The organism is Streptomyces longisporoflavus (genome assembly GCF_014649775.1).
Classification (GTDB): Bacteria; Actinomycetota; Actinomycetes; order Streptomycetales; family Streptomycetaceae; genus Streptomyces; species Streptomyces longisporoflavus.
In genome coordinates this window covers 176,128-191,227 of sequence record NZ_BMTR01000004.1, presented here as the reverse complement: position 1 = coordinate 191,227, position 15,100 = coordinate 176,128, and the positions used below count along the sequence as shown (strand labels likewise).

Annotated in this window: 13 protein-coding genes; 9 read left to right on the top strand and 4 right to left on the bottom strand. The window is 70.4% G+C overall.

Going from position 1 to position 15,100, the window contains the following annotated elements:
- The first annotated feature begins 141 nt into the window (after positions 1-141).
- Together qcrB and IE226_RS09975 are read left to right on the top strand one after the other, a co-directional pair.
- Positions 142-1,791 carry a cytochrome bc1 complex cytochrome b subunit gene (gene qcrB, locus IE226_RS09980; RefSeq protein WP_190080720.1) on the top strand — a complete coding sequence of 550 codons (1,650 nt, stop codon included), beginning with the start codon at positions 142-144 and terminating at the stop codon, positions 1,789-1,791.
- Positions 1,792-1,818: 27 nt separating this feature from the next.
- Positions 1,819-2,679, top strand: coding sequence for a metallophosphoesterase family protein (locus IE226_RS09975; protein ID WP_190080719.1), 861 nt, complete (start codon positions 1,819-1,821; stop codon positions 2,677-2,679).
- Here the strand turns inward: IE226_RS09975 and IE226_RS09970 are convergent, their stop codons facing one another.
- Both IE226_RS09970 and IE226_RS09965 read right to left on the bottom strand, forming a co-directional pair.
- Entirely contained in the window at positions 2,680-3,639 is a 960-nt protein-coding gene (locus tag IE226_RS09970; protein WP_190080718.1) for an ADP-ribosylglycohydrolase family protein, read from the bottom strand. It lies immediately after the preceding gene.
- A 24-nt stretch (positions 3,640-3,663) separates the two neighbouring features.
- Complete coding sequence (locus tag IE226_RS09965; protein WP_190080717.1) at positions 3,664-5,883, bottom strand: terpene synthase family protein; 2,220 nt, start codon at positions 5,881-5,883, stop codon at positions 3,664-3,666.
- Between the two features lie 240 nt (positions 5,884-6,123).
- Between IE226_RS09965 and IE226_RS09960 the strand changes: the two genes are divergently transcribed.
- The 6 genes from IE226_RS09960 (at position 6,124) to IE226_RS09940 (ending at position 11,214) form a co-directional block, all read left to right on the top strand.
- Positions 6,124-7,383, top strand: a complete 1,260-nt coding sequence (locus tag IE226_RS09960) for an alpha-L-fucosidase (protein WP_190080983.1) — start codon at positions 6,124-6,126, stop codon at positions 7,381-7,383.
- A 117-nt stretch (positions 7,384-7,500) separates the two neighbouring features.
- Positions 7,501-7,629 (top strand): hypothetical protein, encoded by a 129-nt coding sequence (locus IE226_RS44845; RefSeq protein WP_268251280.1) that lies wholly within the window; start codon positions 7,501-7,503, stop codon positions 7,627-7,629.
- A 149-nt stretch (positions 7,630-7,778) separates the two neighbouring features.
- Positions 7,779-8,657 carry a TetR/AcrR family transcriptional regulator gene (locus IE226_RS09955; RefSeq protein WP_190080716.1) on the top strand — a complete coding sequence of 293 codons (879 nt, stop codon included), beginning with the start codon at positions 7,779-7,781 and terminating at the stop codon, positions 8,655-8,657.
- Positions 8,658-8,778: 121 nt separating this feature from the next.
- Positions 8,779-9,675 carry a beta-keto acid cleavage family enzyme gene (locus tag IE226_RS09950; RefSeq protein ID WP_190080715.1) on the top strand — a complete coding sequence of 299 codons (897 nt, stop codon included), beginning with the start codon at positions 8,779-8,781 and terminating at the stop codon, positions 9,673-9,675.
- A gap of 40 nt (positions 9,676-9,715) precedes the next feature.
- Positions 9,716-10,711: a 3-hydroxyacyl-CoA dehydrogenase NAD-binding domain-containing protein gene (locus tag IE226_RS09945; RefSeq protein WP_190080714.1), complete on the top strand. Its 996-nt coding sequence runs from the start codon at positions 9,716-9,718 to the stop codon at positions 10,709-10,711.
- A complete protein-coding gene (locus IE226_RS09940; protein WP_229870701.1) occupies positions 10,708-11,214 on the top strand; it encodes a thioesterase family protein in 507 nt (168 codons plus the stop codon). The genes IE226_RS09945 and IE226_RS09940 overlap by 4 nt, the downstream gene beginning before the upstream one ends.
- Here IE226_RS09940 and IE226_RS09935 read toward each other — a convergent pair.
- A complete protein-coding gene (locus tag IE226_RS09935) occupies positions 11,211-12,527 on the bottom strand; it encodes an MFS transporter (RefSeq protein WP_373306916.1) in 1,317 nt (438 codons plus the stop codon). The genes IE226_RS09940 and IE226_RS09935 overlap by 4 nt on opposite strands.
- Before the next feature lie 51 nt (positions 12,528-12,578).
- Positions 12,579-13,457 (bottom strand): hypothetical protein, encoded by an 879-nt coding sequence (locus tag IE226_RS09930; RefSeq protein WP_190080712.1) that lies wholly within the window; start codon positions 13,455-13,457, stop codon positions 12,579-12,581.
- 139 nt (positions 13,458-13,596) lie between these two features.
- Between IE226_RS09930 and IE226_RS09925 the strand changes: the two genes are divergently transcribed.
- Positions 13,597-14,949 carry a 6-phospho-beta-glucosidase gene (locus IE226_RS09925; RefSeq protein ID WP_190080711.1) on the top strand — a complete coding sequence of 451 codons (1,353 nt, stop codon included), beginning with the start codon at positions 13,597-13,599 and terminating at the stop codon, positions 14,947-14,949.
- The last annotated feature ends 151 nt before the right edge of the window (positions 14,950-15,100 follow it).

Here is a 15,100-nt window from a genome sequence, read left to right as displayed (position 1 = left end):
GACCCCGCGGGCCCCTGCCCGCGGAGATCCGTAAAGGCCCTGACCAGCGGGCCCGATGATCGTCAACTACCCATGTACGAGGCGCTGTTGGCTCGGGGAGTCCTCTGATCTAACCTGATAGCCGCCTGAGGGGGTAGCCGGATGAGGAAAGACTTCGAGCACACCCGGGACAGCAAGCGGCCGGCTCCGGCCGGCAAGGGGGAGCGGGTCGCCGACTGGGCCGACGGCCGCCTCGGTATCCACACGCTGGCCAAGAGCCAGATGCGCAAGATCTTTCCGGACCACTGGTCCTTCATGTTCGGGGAGATCTGCCTCTACAGCTTCCTGATCCTGATCCTCACCGGCGTCTGGCTGACGCTCTTCTTCGAGCCGAGCGGCTCCGAAGTCGTCTACGACGGCGTCTACACGCCCCTCAAGGGCATCCAGATGACCCGGGCGTTCGAGTCCACCGTCGACATCAGCATGGAAGTGCGCGGCGGACTGCTGATCCGGCAGATCCACCACTGGGCCGCGCTCGTCTTCGTCGCCGCCATGCTCGTGCACATGATGCGGGTGTTCTTCACCGGGGCGTTCCGCAAGCCGCGCGAGGTCAACTGGCTGTTCGGCTGGACGCTGCTGTTCCTCGGGATCATCACCGGCCTCACCGGCTACTCGCTCCCCGACGACCTGCTCTCGGGCACCGGCATCCGTTTCGCGCAGGGCGCGATCCTGGCCATCCCGATCGTCGGGACGTACATCTCCTTCTTCCTCTTCGGCGGGGAGTTCCCGGGAGACGCCATCATTCCGCGGCTCTTCAGCGTCCATGTGCTGCTGTTGCCGGGGATCATGCTGGGGCTCGTCGTCGCCCACCTGATCCTGGTCTTCTACCACAAGCACACCCAGTTCGCCGGGCCAGGGAAGACCGAGAAGAACGTGGTCGGGGCGCCCTTCCTGCCCATCTACGTCGCCAAGGCCGGCGGCTTCTTCTTCCTCGTCTTCGGCGTCCTCGCGCTCATGGGCGCGGTCGCCACCATCAACCCCGTGTGGGTGATCGGGCCCTACCGGCCGGACCTCGTCTCCACCGGCGCTCAACCCGACTGGTATCTGGGCTTCTCCGAGGGCCTGATCCGGGTGATGCCGACCTGGGAGATCAACGTCGGGGGGTACACGGCCGAACTGGGCGTCTTCATCCCGTTCATGCTCTTCCCGCTGATCCTGGCGGCGATCGCCGTCTATCCGTTCATCGAGGCCTGGGTCACCGGCGACAAACGCGAGCACCACATCGCCGAACGGCCGCGCAACGCCCCGGTGCGCACCGGACTCGGCGTGGCGTGGCTGACGCTGTTCGGCGTCCTGATGGTCGGCGGCGGCAACGACATCTGGGCCACGCAGTTCCATCTCTCCATCAACGCGATCACCTGGTTCGTGCGGGGCGCCGTCTTCGTCGGGCCGGTGCTCGCCTTCTTCGTGACCCATCGATGGTGCATGGGGCTGCAACGCCGTGACCGCGAGAAGGTGCTGCACGGCCGGGAGAGCGGCACGATCAAACGGTTGCCGCACGGTGAGTACGTGGAGGTGCATATGCCGCTCGAGCAGGGCGAGTTGTACCGCCTCACCGCACACGAGCAGCCCAAGCCGTACGAGATCGGCCCGCTGGTCGACGAGCACGGCGTGGCGCGCAAGGTCACGCGCGGCGAGCGGCTTCGGGCGCGCCTCGGGCGCGCCATGTTCGGACCGTCGGCGCAGATCCCCAAGGCGACACCCGAGGAGTACCTGGAGATCCAGCGCGGCGGCAGCGAAACGCACCACTGACGACAGTCCTGCGGTTAGCCTCACGGAGTGACACAAGTACGCGCGAAGAAACCGAAGTTGTACGCCATCAGCGATCTGCACGTCGCCTACGACGACAACCGGAAGTTCCTCGAGTCCCTGCACCCGGAGACCGACGAGGACTGGCTGATCGTCGCGGGCGACACCGCCGAGCGCATGGCCGACATCGAATGGGCGCTGCGCACCCTCACCGAACGCTTCGCCAAGGTGGTGTGGGCGCCGGGCAACCACGAACTGTGGACGCCTCGCGACGACCCGATCCAGCTGCGCGGCGAGGAGCGCTACCGCCATCTCGTGGACCTGTGCCGCTCCCTGGGCGCCGCGACCCCGGAGGACCCCTATCCCGTGTGGCGCGGCGAGGGCGGCCCGGTCACCGTGGCACCGCTCTTCCTGCTCTACGACTACACGTTCCGCCCCGAGGGCACGTACGCGAAGAAGGACGCCCTGGAGGCGGCCCACGAGGCGGGCATCGTCTGCACCGACGAAGTGCTCCTGCACCCCGAACCCCACCCCGGCATCGACGACTGGTGCCGCGCCCGCGTGACGGCCACCGAGGAGATGCTCGCCCGGCGGACACCCGGCATCCCCACCATCCTGGTCAACCACTGGCCGCTGGTGCGCGACCCCACCCGGATCCTGACCTACCCGGAGTTCGCCCTGTGGTGCGGCACAGAGCTGACCGCCGACTGGCACGTGAAGTACGACGCGACGGCGGTCGTCTACGGCCATCTGCACATCCCCCGCACCACCTGGCACGACGGAGTCCGCTTCCAGGAGGTCTCGGTCGGCTACCCACGCGAGTGGCGCCGCGAGCGGCATCCGGACCCCCGACTGCGCCAAATCCTGCCGGAGCCACGGAACACCGGGTGATCAGCCGGTCCGGGGGGCGTCGAGGCGGTGGGCGAGTTCGGTGAGATCGGCGAGGCGCAGCGTCCGGCCGGGCTCCGCGGCGCCGGGAAGGGGGACGTGCAGGGGAGCGGTCCAGCCGGCGGGTATGGCGGCGATACCGTGGCGGGCACCGGCCAGGGCGCCGGTGACCGCGGCCACGGTGTCGGTGTCGCCGCCCAGGTCGACCGCCGCGCGCACGGCTTCCTCGTACGAAGCCGTGGTGCGCAGGGCCCAGACGGCCGAGCCGAGGCAGGGCCAGACGGCGCCGTTGAACTCGGTGGCGTCGTCGGGGTGCCAGCCGGGGGCGAGGACGGTGGCGTAGCGCTCGCGGTGGTCGGGGTGGACCAGGGCGAGGGCCCGGGGGATACCGGCCAGTGGGTCGGCGCCCTCCAGCGCCAGGCGCAGCAACTCGTGGAAGAGCGCCGTGCCTTCCCAGGCGGCGCGGTCGCCGTGGGTGAGGGCGGCGATGCCGCGGGCCGCGTCCATCGTGGCCGCCCGGCCGTCGCGGGCGAAGTAGAGGGCCGCGGTGGTGGCCCGCATCAGCGAACCATAGCCCGCGGCACGGTGGTTGACCTGGAAATGGAGCTGGGCGGCGCGGTCCCACGGCATGCCGTTCGTGAGAACGTCCTCGGTCTGGAGACCGATGTCCTTGGGCTCGGCCGCCGCCCACCGCTGGAACCGTCGGAAGATGTCGGGCAGGTCAAGGCCCGCGTTCGCCAGCAGGGAGTCGGCGACATGCAGGGCCATCTGCGTGTCGTCCGTCGCCTCCCCCGTGTCCCAGCCGGCGCCCCCGCACATCTCCTCGCCCCGGCCGGGCACCGGGAATCGCGCGGAGAAGTCGCCCGCGAGCCCGAACTCGAAGGGCGCCCCCAGCGCGTCACCTACGGCGGACCCGACGAGGGCGCCCGCGGCGCGCTGGGCACGGTCGGGGTCGGAATGCATGCGGGCAGGCTAGCGGGGCGGCGTTCAGCTCAGTCGGGCGGCCTCGCCGAACTGCCGCAGCCAGTGCGGGCGTACGGCCGCCGTGCCGAAGCCCGACGGCGGGGGGCGCAGCGGGCCGTGCGACAGGTGCTCCTCGCGGTAGCGGCGGCAGTCGCGGTGCCAGGTGTAGATACCCGCCATCCAGTTCTCCAGCTCGCGCACATAGCCGTCGAGGATGTCCCGCGTCTCCTGCGGGAGGTCGAAGTCGTCGTACAGAACGGGCAGTTCATGGGTGACGACGTGCTGGAACTGGCTCAGCCGCGACTTCATCAGGTCGTCGATGATGCCGAGGGCCGTCGGGTAGTCGCAGCCGAAGAAGTTCTGGACGACGAGGATGCCGTTGTGGATCTCGCCCTCGTACTCGATCTCCTTCTGGTACGAGAAGACGTCGTTCATCAGCGCGGAGTAGTCGCCGGCCGAGTTCTCCAGGCTCCGCATGGGCCCCGTGCGGTAGATCTCCTGCGGGACCTGCGGGCCGTGGCCGAGGCGGCACAGGCTCATCGTCAGCGGGGCGCCGAAGGTCAGGCGCCGCATCTCGATGTAGTCGACGGGGTCGGGGATACGGTTCAGCGCCTGGTTGTCCAGCTCCCAGAGCCATGCGGCCGTCATGACTTCGATGGCGGTGCGCAGCGTGCGGCGCGCCGCACGGTCCATCGGCTCCGCCGTGCGGACCCACAGGTCGGCCAGGCCCCGCTCCAGGGCGTTCACCGGCACCGGCATCTCGGCGAAGTCCAGCGGCATGAAGAGCGAGAGCCGCTCGTTGCAGAGCTTGGCGCCCGCGAGATCACGGGGCCTGCCGAAGACCACGGGGAAGTAGTCGTCCCCGTACGTCCCCCAGGTCAGCCACTGCGAGCTCAGGTCGAGCGCCGCGAGATCCGCGTCCGGGTCGATGCCCGCCGCGCAGAGCGGGAGGTCGTAGCCGTACAGCTTGTGCGCGTCCCAGACGTCCGAGGCCGGCACCCCGGGCTGCGGCCCGAGCATGCCCATCCGGTCCGCCCACTCCACGGTGCGGGGGCGGGCCGCCGCCAGGTGGGGCGAGAGTGTCGTCTTGAACGGCAGCTCGAAGTCGGGTAGTTGGGACGGGCCCACCCGCTGGTAGGGCACGTGCGTGTGGCTGCGCAGCCGCTTCGCTCCCGTGGCGGCGATCAGCGCCTTGATCCCGGCGGCAGACGTGCCGGGGCCGGTGGGTCCCGCGAGCGGCGAGGGGGCGGCGCCGCCCTTGTTCATGTACCGGCTGGAGACCATGTGCCACTCGTGCCCGCCGGACTGCCAGTCCTGAAGGCCCTTGGCGTACGCGAGAACGTCCGCGCACTCCTCGGGCGGCAGCCCGGTCTCCGCGAACAGTGGTGCGAGCTCGGTGAGGGCCGTGTTCTCGAACTGCTGCATCCGCGAGGTCAGCAGGTCGTTCACGGCGTCCGCCGCCTCCTGCGTGGTGCAGCGGAGGAACTTCTCGAGGACCAGCACGCCGTTGGAGAGCTCACCCTCGTCCTCGATCTCCCGCTGGTACGAGAAGAGGTCGTTGCGCAGGTGGACGGCGTCGGAGAACGACTCCTTCAGGACACGCAGCGGCCTGGAACCGGCGACGGCCGGGGGGACCTCCGCGCCCGTCGCGTACTCGACGAGCCCCGCCGACCAGGGCGCTCCGCCCACCTTGCGACGCATCTCGATGTACTCGACGGGGTTGGCGATCCGCCCCTCGTTGATGTTCGAAAGCTCCCACAGCGATTCGTTGAGCAGATTCTCGGTGCTCTCGGCGAACCGGGCCCGCCAGTCCTTGGACATGTGCGGCACCGTGCGCGCCCAGAGGTCCGCGAGTCCGGCCTCGACCGGATTCTCGGGCTCCGGCACGGGCGCGGCCAGATCCATCGGCATGAAGGCGGGCAGCCGCTCCAGATAGGCCTTCCCGCCCACGCGGTCCCGGGTCCGTTTGAACAGTTCGAGGAAGTGGTCGTCGAAGAAGAACACCCACACGTACCAGTCGGTGACCAGGGACAGGGTGGGGCCGTCGCAGTCGGGGTGGGTGTACGCGCACAGCAGCGCGTAATCGTGGGCGTCCAGGTCGCGCTGCTCCCAGACGCCCGATCCCTCCAGCATCCCCATGTCACGTGCCCACTTCCCGGAGTGCTCCCGCGCCTCTTCCAGATGGGGGTTGAGGCTCGCGGGGTGCGCAAGGTAGAAGGCGGGCAGTTCGAAGGGCTGCGGCATACGGCGGTCTCCTAGCGCGGCGGCTTTCGGGCAGCGGAGCACTACCCGCGCGAGGACGGCCGATGCGGAAACCGCCGCAGCGTCACACCATCGCGTGACACCGACGCCCCCTTGTACATGACATCTTTCTCGATCTAGCCTGCTCGCGGCTCAAACGCTTCTGCCCGGACGACGTTGTCTGACGGACCGGCTCCCGGGCAACGTCGTCGACCGGACACACGTCGAGGAGCACCGCCTGTGATTCAGCCGTGGTTCACGGACTCCAAGCTCGGCATCTTCCTCCACTGGGGCATCTACAGCGTGGACGGAGTGGCCGAGTCCTGGTCCTTCTTCGACGACCGGGTGCCCTACGACCGCTACATGGCGCAGCTCGAAGGCTTCACCGCCTCCGCGTACGACCCCGACGCGTGGGCCGACCTCTTCGTCCGCGCCGGCGCGCGCTACGCCGTCCTCACCGCCAAGCACCACGACGGAGTCGCCCTCTGGGACACCGCGGCGAACGACCTCTCCGTCGTCAAGCGCACCCCCGCGGGCCGCGACCTCATCACCCCGTACGTCACCGCCCTGCGCGCCCGTGGCATCAAGGTCGGCCTGTACTACTCGCACCTGGACTGGTCCCACCCCGACTACGCCTCCGTGCGCCCCGAAGGGCAGGACCCCGCCGAACGCGGCAACCCCTACTCGATGCCCGCCGCCGACGAGGAATCCGAGGAGAGATGGGCGGACTTCCTCGCCTTCCACCGCGCACAGGTGCGGGAACTGCTCGAACGGTTCGAACCGGATCTGCTGTGGTTCGACGGCGAGTGGGAACGCAGCCCGGCGCAGTGGCGGATGGCGGAACTCGCCGAGGAGATCCGGGAGCTCTCCCCGCACACCGTCGTCAACGGCCGCCTCACCGGACACGGCGACTACGCGACGCCCGAACAGGGCGTACCGATCGAACCACCCGCCCAGCCATGGGAGTTGTGCCTCACCGTCAACGACTCCTGGGGCTACCAACCGCAGGACACCCACCACAAGTCACCGCGTCAGCTCGTCCGCATCTTCGCCGAGACCATCGGAGGCGGCGGCAACCTGCTCCTCGACGTGGGCCCGAAGGAGGACGGCACGCTGCTCCCCGAACAGACCGAGCGCATCGAAGCGTTGGGGGAGTGGACGTCACGGCACTCCGAAGCGGTCTACGGGACGGTGCGGGGACTGCCGCACGGCCACTTCTACGGCCCGACGACGCTCTCCGCCGACCGCCGCACCCTGTATCTGTTCCTCTTCGACCGGCCCAACGAGTACGTGGTGCTGCGCGGCGTACGCAACGGCGTGACGTCCGCCCGCGTGCTCGGCACGGACACCGCCGCCCGGCACGAGCGGGTCGGCGGCCTCGGTGACGTACCCGGCTGGGAGTACGTGCGTCTCGCCGACGACCAGCTCGATCCGCTGTGCACGGTCATCGCCCTGGAACTAGACGGCGACCTCGACCTGTACCGGGAGCACACGCGGGACTAGCCCTCCACACGCATCAGCGTGCACACCCGCCCGCACCCATGACCCCACCCCGGGCTCGCGGCGCTGTCCCTCGCGGGGGAGGGGGATGACGCCGGGGCGGCGCGGGAGCGCGCGGCGATGGAGTCCCTGGCGGGACAGGCGCGGGCGATCTCCGTGGACCCGGCCGAGCATCACCAGCTCGGTCAGGTGAAGATCGCCGCCCCGTTCCTGGGCGAGTTCGTCAAGGGGGTCCAGGACAGGACCTGACCCGACCTGGCCGCCGACCGCAGTGCAGGGGCGTTGCGGTGACTGAGGCGTCAGTCAGGATCGCAACACCTGTCTCTTACTGCGTAGATCCCGCACATCCCGGCCCTGAAGATTGCGATCAGCGCAATGCTCGGGTAGCGTCACCGCCCATGCAGCAAGACCCCGAGGTCGCGGACAGGGTCCGCAAGGTCATCGCCGACGCGGGAGTGACCCAGCGCGAATTCGCCCGCCGCGTCGTGATGGACCCCTCCAAGCTCTCCCGCTCCCTCGGCGGCACCCGCCGCTTCACCGCGGCGGAGCTGGCCCGCATCGCCGACACCGGCGGGGTGGACGCGGGCTGGCTCCTGGGCGCCGGCGGCCGGGCCGAGGCCCGTGACGTGACCTCACCGCCCCGCCGGGAACGCGCCCCCGCCGCCGCGGCGGAAGGCGGGCGCCCCCTCCAGATCGTCCGCGAAACCGTACGGCTCGTGGCCGAGCGCGGTTTTCATGCCGTACGCGTCGCGGACATCGCCGAAGCCTGCGCCACCAGCACCGCCGCCATCCACTACCACTTCCCCGGCCGCGACGACCTCCTGGAGGCCGCCGTCCGCTGGTGCATGGACGAGGACACCGCCCGCCGCGCGGCCCGCGTCGCCGACGCGGCCGACGCCGCCGACGAGCTGCGCCAGCTGATCGAGCTCCAGATTCCCCGCACCCCGCAGCAGCGCTGGCAGTGGAGCGTCTGGCTCGACCTGTGGGCAGAGGCGGCCCGCTCCACCGCCGTGGGCCGGCTGCACGCCGACTACTACCGGCAGTGGCGGGCAACCGTCGCCGACGTCATCCGGCGCGGCGTCGACCAGGGCGTCTTCCGCCCCGTGGACCCGCAGTCCGCGGCGCTGCGGCTCACAGCGCTGATCGACGGCCTCGCCACCCAAGTGCTCGCCACCACCCCCGGTACGGACGGCGCCGCCCCCGGCACCGACAGCACCACCTCCGACGACATGCACGAGGCGCTGCTCGTGTACGTGGACGCGACGCTCACCGCCTAGCCCCGTACGTCCGACCCCGTACAGCTGACCCCGTACGCCCGGCCCCGTACGCCCAGTCCCATAGCAGTCCCATTGCGAAGCAACAACACATCAACACCCCACCCCAGAGGGAGAGTTCAGCATGCCCGTAAATCAAGACGTCATCATCACCGCGGCCCTGACCGGCGCGGGCGACACCGTGCGCAAGAGCCCGCATGTCCCGGTCACCCCCGAGCAGATAGCCACCTCCGCGGTGGAGGCCGCCGAGGCCGGCGCGGCCGTCGTGCACATCCACGTGCGGGACCCCGAGACCGGCGACCCCTCGCGCGACCCCCGGCTGTACCGCGAGGTCGTCGAGCGCATCAAGGAGACCGGCACCGACGTCGTCATCAACCTGACGGCCGGCATGGGCGGCGACCTGGTCATAGATCCGGTCCAGCCGCTGAAGGAGCTCGGCGAGCTGCCCGGCACCGACCTCGTCGGCGGCATCGACCGGCTGCCGCACGTCGAGGACCTGCTGCCCGACATCTGCACCCTGGACTGCGGCTCCCTCAACTTCGGGGACAACCTCTACATCTCCACGCCCGACATGCTCCGGCAGGGCGCCAAGCGCATCCAGGAGTTGGGCGTACGGCCCGAGCTGGAGATCTTCGACACCGGCCAGCTGTGGTTCGCCAAGCAGCTCCTCGCGGAAGGGCTGCTCGACAACCCCACCGTCTTCCAGCTCTGCATGGGCATCCCGTGGGGCGCCCCGGCCGATCCGGGCGTGCTCCAGTCGATGGTCAACATGCTGCCCGACGGTGCCCAGTGGGCCAGCTTCGCGCTCGGCCGCATGCAGATGCCGTGGGTCGCCCAGTCCATCCTGCTCGGCGGCCAGGTCCGCGTCGGGCTCGAGGACAACCTCTACCTCGGCAAGGGCAACAAGGTCAGCAACGCCCAACTCGTCGAGCGCGCCGTGCAGATCACCGAGAACCTCGGCTCGCGCGTCGCCACGCCGGACGAGGCGCGCCAGAAGCTCGGCCTCAAGCCCCGCTCCTGAACTCCCCCCACCCCCCCCACATACAAGGACCTGCACCCTCATGACTGACACCGTCACCACACCCCCATCCCCCTGCGCCCCCGAAGACGTACGCCGTATCGCCTGTGTCGGCGCCGGAGTGATCGGCGGCGGCTGGGTCGCCCACTACCTCGCCCGCGGCTACGACGTCACCGCCTGGGACCCGGCCCCCGACGCCGAGCAGAAGCTGCGCCGCCTGGTCGACGCCGCCTGGCCCGCGCTGACGCAGCTCGGCCTCGCCGAAGGTGCGTCGCCCGACCGCCTCACCGTCACGCCCACCCTCGAAGAGGCCGTCGCCGACGCGCAGTTCGTGCAGGAGAGCGCTCCCGAGAAGCTGGAACTGAAGCGCGACCTGCTGGCTCAGCTGGACGCGGCCGCGCCCGCCGGAGTCGTCATCGCCTCCTCCACCTCCGGCTACCCCATGACCGACATGCAGACCGAGGCAGCCGACCCCGGCCGCCTCGTCGTCGGCCACCCCTTCAACCCGCCCTACCTGATCCCGCTCGTAGAGGTGGTCGGCGGCGACAAGACGGCGGCGCACGCGGTCACGTGGACCTCCCGCTTCTACGAGGTCGCGGGCAAGTCCGTGATCACCATGGCGAGCGAGGTCCCCGGCTTCATAGCCAACCGCCTCCAGGAAGCCCTCTGGCGCGAGGCCCTGCACATGGTGGCCAACGGCGAGGCCACGGTGAAGGAGATCGACGACTCGATCACCGAAGGCCCCGGCCTGCGCTGGGCGTTCATGGGCCCCATGCTCACCTTCGCGCTCGCCGGCGGTGAGGGCGGCATGGCCCACATGCTCGACCACTTCGGCCCGTCCCTGAAGTCGCCGTGGACGCGCCTCGAAGCCCCCGAGCTCGACAAGAAGCTGTACGACGCGGTGGTCGCCGGTTGCGACGACGCGGCGGACGGCCGGACCATCGCCGACCTGGTGGCCGAGCGCGACCAGGGAGTCATCGACGTACTGCGGGCCACGGGCCGCCTGCCGCAGCAGCGCGCGAAGGAGGACACCAAGTGAGCGAGTCCGTGCCCACCGAGCCGCTGCCCCTCCTCCACCGGACCGTACGACCCGAGTGGATCGACTACAACGGCCACATGAGCGAGGCGTTCTACGTCCTCGTCTTCGGCTACGCCACCGACGCGATGATGATCGAGACCGGCCTGCACGCGGGCTACCGCGAGTCCACCGGCTGCTCCCTCTACACGGTCGAGGCGCACATCCGCTACCTGGACGACGTGGCGGAAGGCGCCCACCTGGCCGTCCGCACCCGGATCCTGGGCGCGGACACCAAGAAGGCCCGCTTCACCCACGAGCTGTACGTGGTGGAGGAGACCGACACGGAACTCCCGCCGAACGCGACCCCCGCGGCAACCACGGAACTCCTCGCCATCCACGTCGACCAGAACGCGGGCAAGTCGGCCCCCTTCCCGGACGAGATCCGCGAGCACCTCACGTCGCTCGCGGAAACCGCCCCGGAGTGGGCGGGCCGCTCGATCGCCGAGGTGCCGAAGAGGAGTTAGCGCTCCAGCTCCTTGTGGGCGGTTTCCGGAAGCCTGAGATACACCGCCGAAGACGCGAGGCAGAGCACGGCCACGTACCAGGGGAAGAGGCCAGCGTGGCCGATTTCCTTGAAGAGGGTGCCCATGTACGGGGCCGTGCCGCCGAAGAGTGCGACGGTGAGGGAGTACGGGAAGCCGATGCCGGCGGCTCGTACGCGGGCCGGGAACACCTCCGCGTTCACCGCCGCCGAGATCGACGTGAAGCCGGTGAGCAGCACCATGCCCGCGCACTGCACCAGCAGGAGCGAGCCGAACGAGCCGTTCAGGGAGCGGAGGAGCGGCACGCTCAGTACGGCGAAGCCCAGGCCGAAGAAGAGCAGGAGCGGCCTGCGGCCGAAGCGGTCGGAGAGCAGTCCGCCGACCGGCTGGAGCAGTGCGAAGAACGCGAGCGAGAGGGTGCCGGACAGCAGGGCCTGGCTCTTGCTGATGTCGGTGTTGAGCTCGGCGTAGGTCGGAAGGTACGACGTCCACGTGTAGTACGCGATCGTGCCGCCCGCCGTGATGCCGCAGATCAGCAGGGACTGGCGCGGGTGCTTGCGCAGCGCGTCGAACAGGCCGGGACGCTCCGACTCGTCCCGCGGTGCCTGATGGGTCTCGTACGCGCCCTGCCTGATCCAGAAGCCGACCAGGCTGAGCACCGCGCCGACGACGAACGGCAGCCGCCAGCCCCAGCCGTCCATCTGCCCGTCGGACAACGTGCTGACCAGCAGCGCCGCGACGCCGGACGCGGCGAGTTGGCCGGCGCTCGTCGACACGTACTGGAAGCTGGAGAAGAGACCGCGGCGGCCGGGCCCGGCGGACTCGACGAGGAACGTCGTCGACGCCGCGAACTCACCGCCCACTGACAGACCCTGGAGCAGCCGCGCCAGGACCAGGACGACCGGCGCGAGCACCCCCGCGGACGCGTACGTCGGCGTCAGACCGACCAGCAGACTGCTGCCGCCCATCAGCAGGATGGTGACCGTGAGCGCCGCACGCCGCCCGCGCCGGTCGGCGACAGCGCCCATGAGCAGACCGCCGACCGGCCGCATGAAGAAGCCGACCGCGAAGACGGCGAACGTGGAGAGGAGCGGTACGAGGGAGTTGTCGGCGCCCTTGGGAAAGACCTGGTCGGCGATGTACGTCGCGAGAAACGTGTACGCGTACCAGTCGTACCACTCCACGGCGTTGCCCACCGACGCGGCGAGCAGCTGCCGGACGGGCCGGCGGGTCCCGGCGGGGAGGGTGTCGGGCACGGAATCGTGCCGGTGTTGCTGTGTCATGATCACGACCATCCCCCGCAGGGCCCGCCCGCACACGTCGGGTGCGCCGGAGCCGCCCGGGGGTCAGCCTGTCGTCGGCTTGTACGAGTAGACCGACGTCGTCACCAGGCACGGCACCGGCGGCACGACCTCGGCGCGCAGCGTGCGCCGCCCGGCGTCGTAGTCGACGCCCTCCGTCTCGAAGGTGCCCGCGCAGATGCTCCGTTGCGGGACGGCGAACAGGCTCGTGACCTTGCCCGTGACCGGCTTCCCGTCGAGCGCGTGCTCCAGGTCCACCTGGAGGACGGGACGGTCCTCGGGCCACAGCTGCCTCGACCCGTCGTTGGACGCACACACGAGGCGGGTCCCGGAGACGAAGTCGCAGCCCTGGATGTCGCGCACCGGCTTGTCGAGCGAGATCTGACCTGCCTGGGGGAGCGCTCCCCCGGTGGGCGGGGTCGAGGAGTTCAGGAGCGGGGCGGGGAAGACCTGGAGGCGGTTCTGATCGCCCCACTCGCCCGACACCAGCCACTGCTTGTCCGGCGATACCGCCGCGAAAGAGTTGTTGAGCTTCTCGCCCGCGTCGAGCTTGTGCTCGTAGAGGTAGCGCTTCCCGGCGGGGGTGGTGACCGCGAACATCTTGGACTTCGCGTCGTCGCCGCCCTGATAGGCGTCGACGGTGTGGCCGTCGGCTATGTCCGGGTCGCCTATGTGGGTCCAGCCCTTCACCCGCAGGTCCAGCGGGATCGAGGCGAGACCCCGGTAGAGGAGGCTGCCGTCGGCGCGGCTCGCCAGGCCCTGGCTGCCGGTCAGGGAATTGACGGACGAGACGCCGGACTCCTGCCAGCCGCCGGGCGATCTCGGGGCGCTGTCGGCCGCCGCGCCGGTGCCGGTCGCCAGCGCGAGCGCGAGGGCGCCGAGCAGGGCGGTGGACGCCTTCGCGGTCGTCTTGAGGGGTGTCATCGGTGCGCTACCTCCGTGGGGGGTCGATCGCTGCCGGGCAATCGTACGTAACGTGGCCTCTGTCCACGGGTGAGTTCTGACAGGTCGACAGGTGCGGGTGAGGGCGGCCGCAGATGTTCCGACAGAAGGTGGTTGAGACGTGAAGCTGGTCATTCTCGGTGGCGGCGGATTCCGTGTTCCGCTCGTGTACGGCGCGCTGCTCGGCGACCACGCCGAAGGCCGGGTCACCGAGGTCGTACTGCACGACCTGGACGCGGGCCGCCTCGGCGCGGTCGCCCGGGTCCTCGCCGAGCAGGCGGAGGCGGCCGGGGTGCCGGACGCGCCCGCCGTCACGGCCACCACCGACCTCGACGAAGCCCTGCGCGGCGCGGACTTCGTCTTCTCCGCGATCCGGGTGGGGGGTCTGGAGGGGCGCGCGGCCGACGAGCGGGTGGCCCTCGCGCAGGGGGTCCTCGGCCAGGAGACCGTGGGCGCGGGCGGCATCGCGTACGGTCTGCGGACCGTGCCCGTGGCCGTCGACATCGCCCGCCGGGTCCGGCGGCACGCCCCGGACGCGTGGGTCATCAACTTCACCAACCCCGCGGGCCTGGTCACCGAGGCGATGTCCCGGCACATCGGCGACCGCGTCATCGGCATCTGCGACTCGCCGGTGGGCCTGGGGCGCCGGGTGGCGCGCATCCTCGGCGGCAACCCCGACGAGGCGTTCATCGACTACGTCGGGCTCAACCACCTGGGCTGGCTGCGGGGCCTGCGGATCGCGGGCCGTGACGAGCTGCCTCGGCTCCTGGGGGACGCGGAACTCCTCGGCTCGTTCGAGGAGGGGCGGCTGTTCGGCGCGGAGTGGCTCCAGTCCCTGGGCGCCGTCCCGAACGAGTACTTGCACTACTACTACTTCAACCGCGAGGCGGTACGGGCCTACCAGGAGGCGGAACAGACGCGGGGCGCGTTCCTCCGCGACCAACAGGCGCGTTTCTACTCGGAGTTGAGCAAGCCGGCGGCCGGCGTATCCGCGCTTGCGGCGTGGGACGCGACGCGGGCGGAGCGTGAGGCCACGTACATGGCCGAGAACCGGGAGGCCGCGGGCGTCGGCGAGCGGGCCGCCGAGGACCTCGAATCCGGCGGCTACGAGAAGGTCGCCCTTGCCCTGATGCGGGCGATCGCACGGGACGAACGGACGACGCTGATCCTCAACGTCCGCAACCGCACCACGCTCTCGGCCCTGGACGCCGACGCGGTGATCGAGGTCCCGTGCTCCGTCGACGCCAACGGCGCCCACCCCATGGCCGTCGACCCGCTGCCGGGGCATGCGACGGGGCTCGTCTGCGCGGTAAAGGCGGTGGAACGAGAAGTCCTGTCCGCCGCGGAGAGCGGCTCACGCGCGACCGCGGCCAAGGCGTTCGCGCTGCATCCGCTGGTGGACTCGGTGGCGGTGGCGAGGCGGCTGGTGGAGGGGTACCGGGAGGTGCATCCGGGGCTTGCGTATTTGGGCTGAGGCGGGTGCGCGAGGCGGGGGCGTCCGTGTGCGCGGGGCGGCGTCGGTATGCCCTTTCCGTCCTCGCCTCCTCGCTTCCTCGTCTCCTCGCCCTCAGCTCCCGGGGGCTGCGTTGTTCCGGCTCCGGAGTTCTGCGGACCGTGCTCCGGGC

What these genes read in the sequence shown, in the direction of transcription:
- IE226_RS09955 (WP_190080716.1), top strand. Translation starts at nt 7,779, where the DNA reads ATGCAGCAAGACCCCGAGGTCGCGGACAGGGTCCGCAAGGTCATCGCC.
- IE226_RS09930 (WP_190080712.1), bottom strand. Translation starts at nt 13,457, where the DNA reads ATGACACCCCTCAAGACGACCGCGAAGGCGTCCACCGCCCTGCTCGGC.
- IE226_RS09935 (WP_373306916.1), bottom strand. Translation starts at nt 12,527, where the DNA reads ATGGTCGTGATCATGACACAGCAACACCGGCACGATTCCGTGCCCGAC.
- qcrB (WP_190080720.1), top strand. Translation starts at nt 142, where the DNA reads ATGAGGAAAGACTTCGAGCACACCCGGGACAGCAAGCGGCCGGCTCCG.
- IE226_RS09965 (WP_190080717.1), bottom strand. Translation starts at nt 5,883, where the DNA reads ATGCCGCAGCCCTTCGAACTGCCCGCCTTCTACCTTGCGCACCCCGCG.
- IE226_RS09950 (WP_190080715.1), top strand. Translation starts at nt 8,779, where the DNA reads ATGCCCGTAAATCAAGACGTCATCATCACCGCGGCCCTGACCGGCGCG.
- IE226_RS44845 (WP_268251280.1), top strand. Translation starts at nt 7,501, where the DNA reads ATGGAGTCCCTGGCGGGACAGGCGCGGGCGATCTCCGTGGACCCGGCC.
- IE226_RS09970 (WP_190080718.1), bottom strand. Translation starts at nt 3,639, where the DNA reads ATGCATTCCGACCCCGACCGTGCCCAGCGCGCCGCGGGCGCCCTCGTC.
- IE226_RS09945 (WP_190080714.1), top strand. Translation starts at nt 9,716, where the DNA reads ATGACTGACACCGTCACCACACCCCCATCCCCCTGCGCCCCCGAAGAC.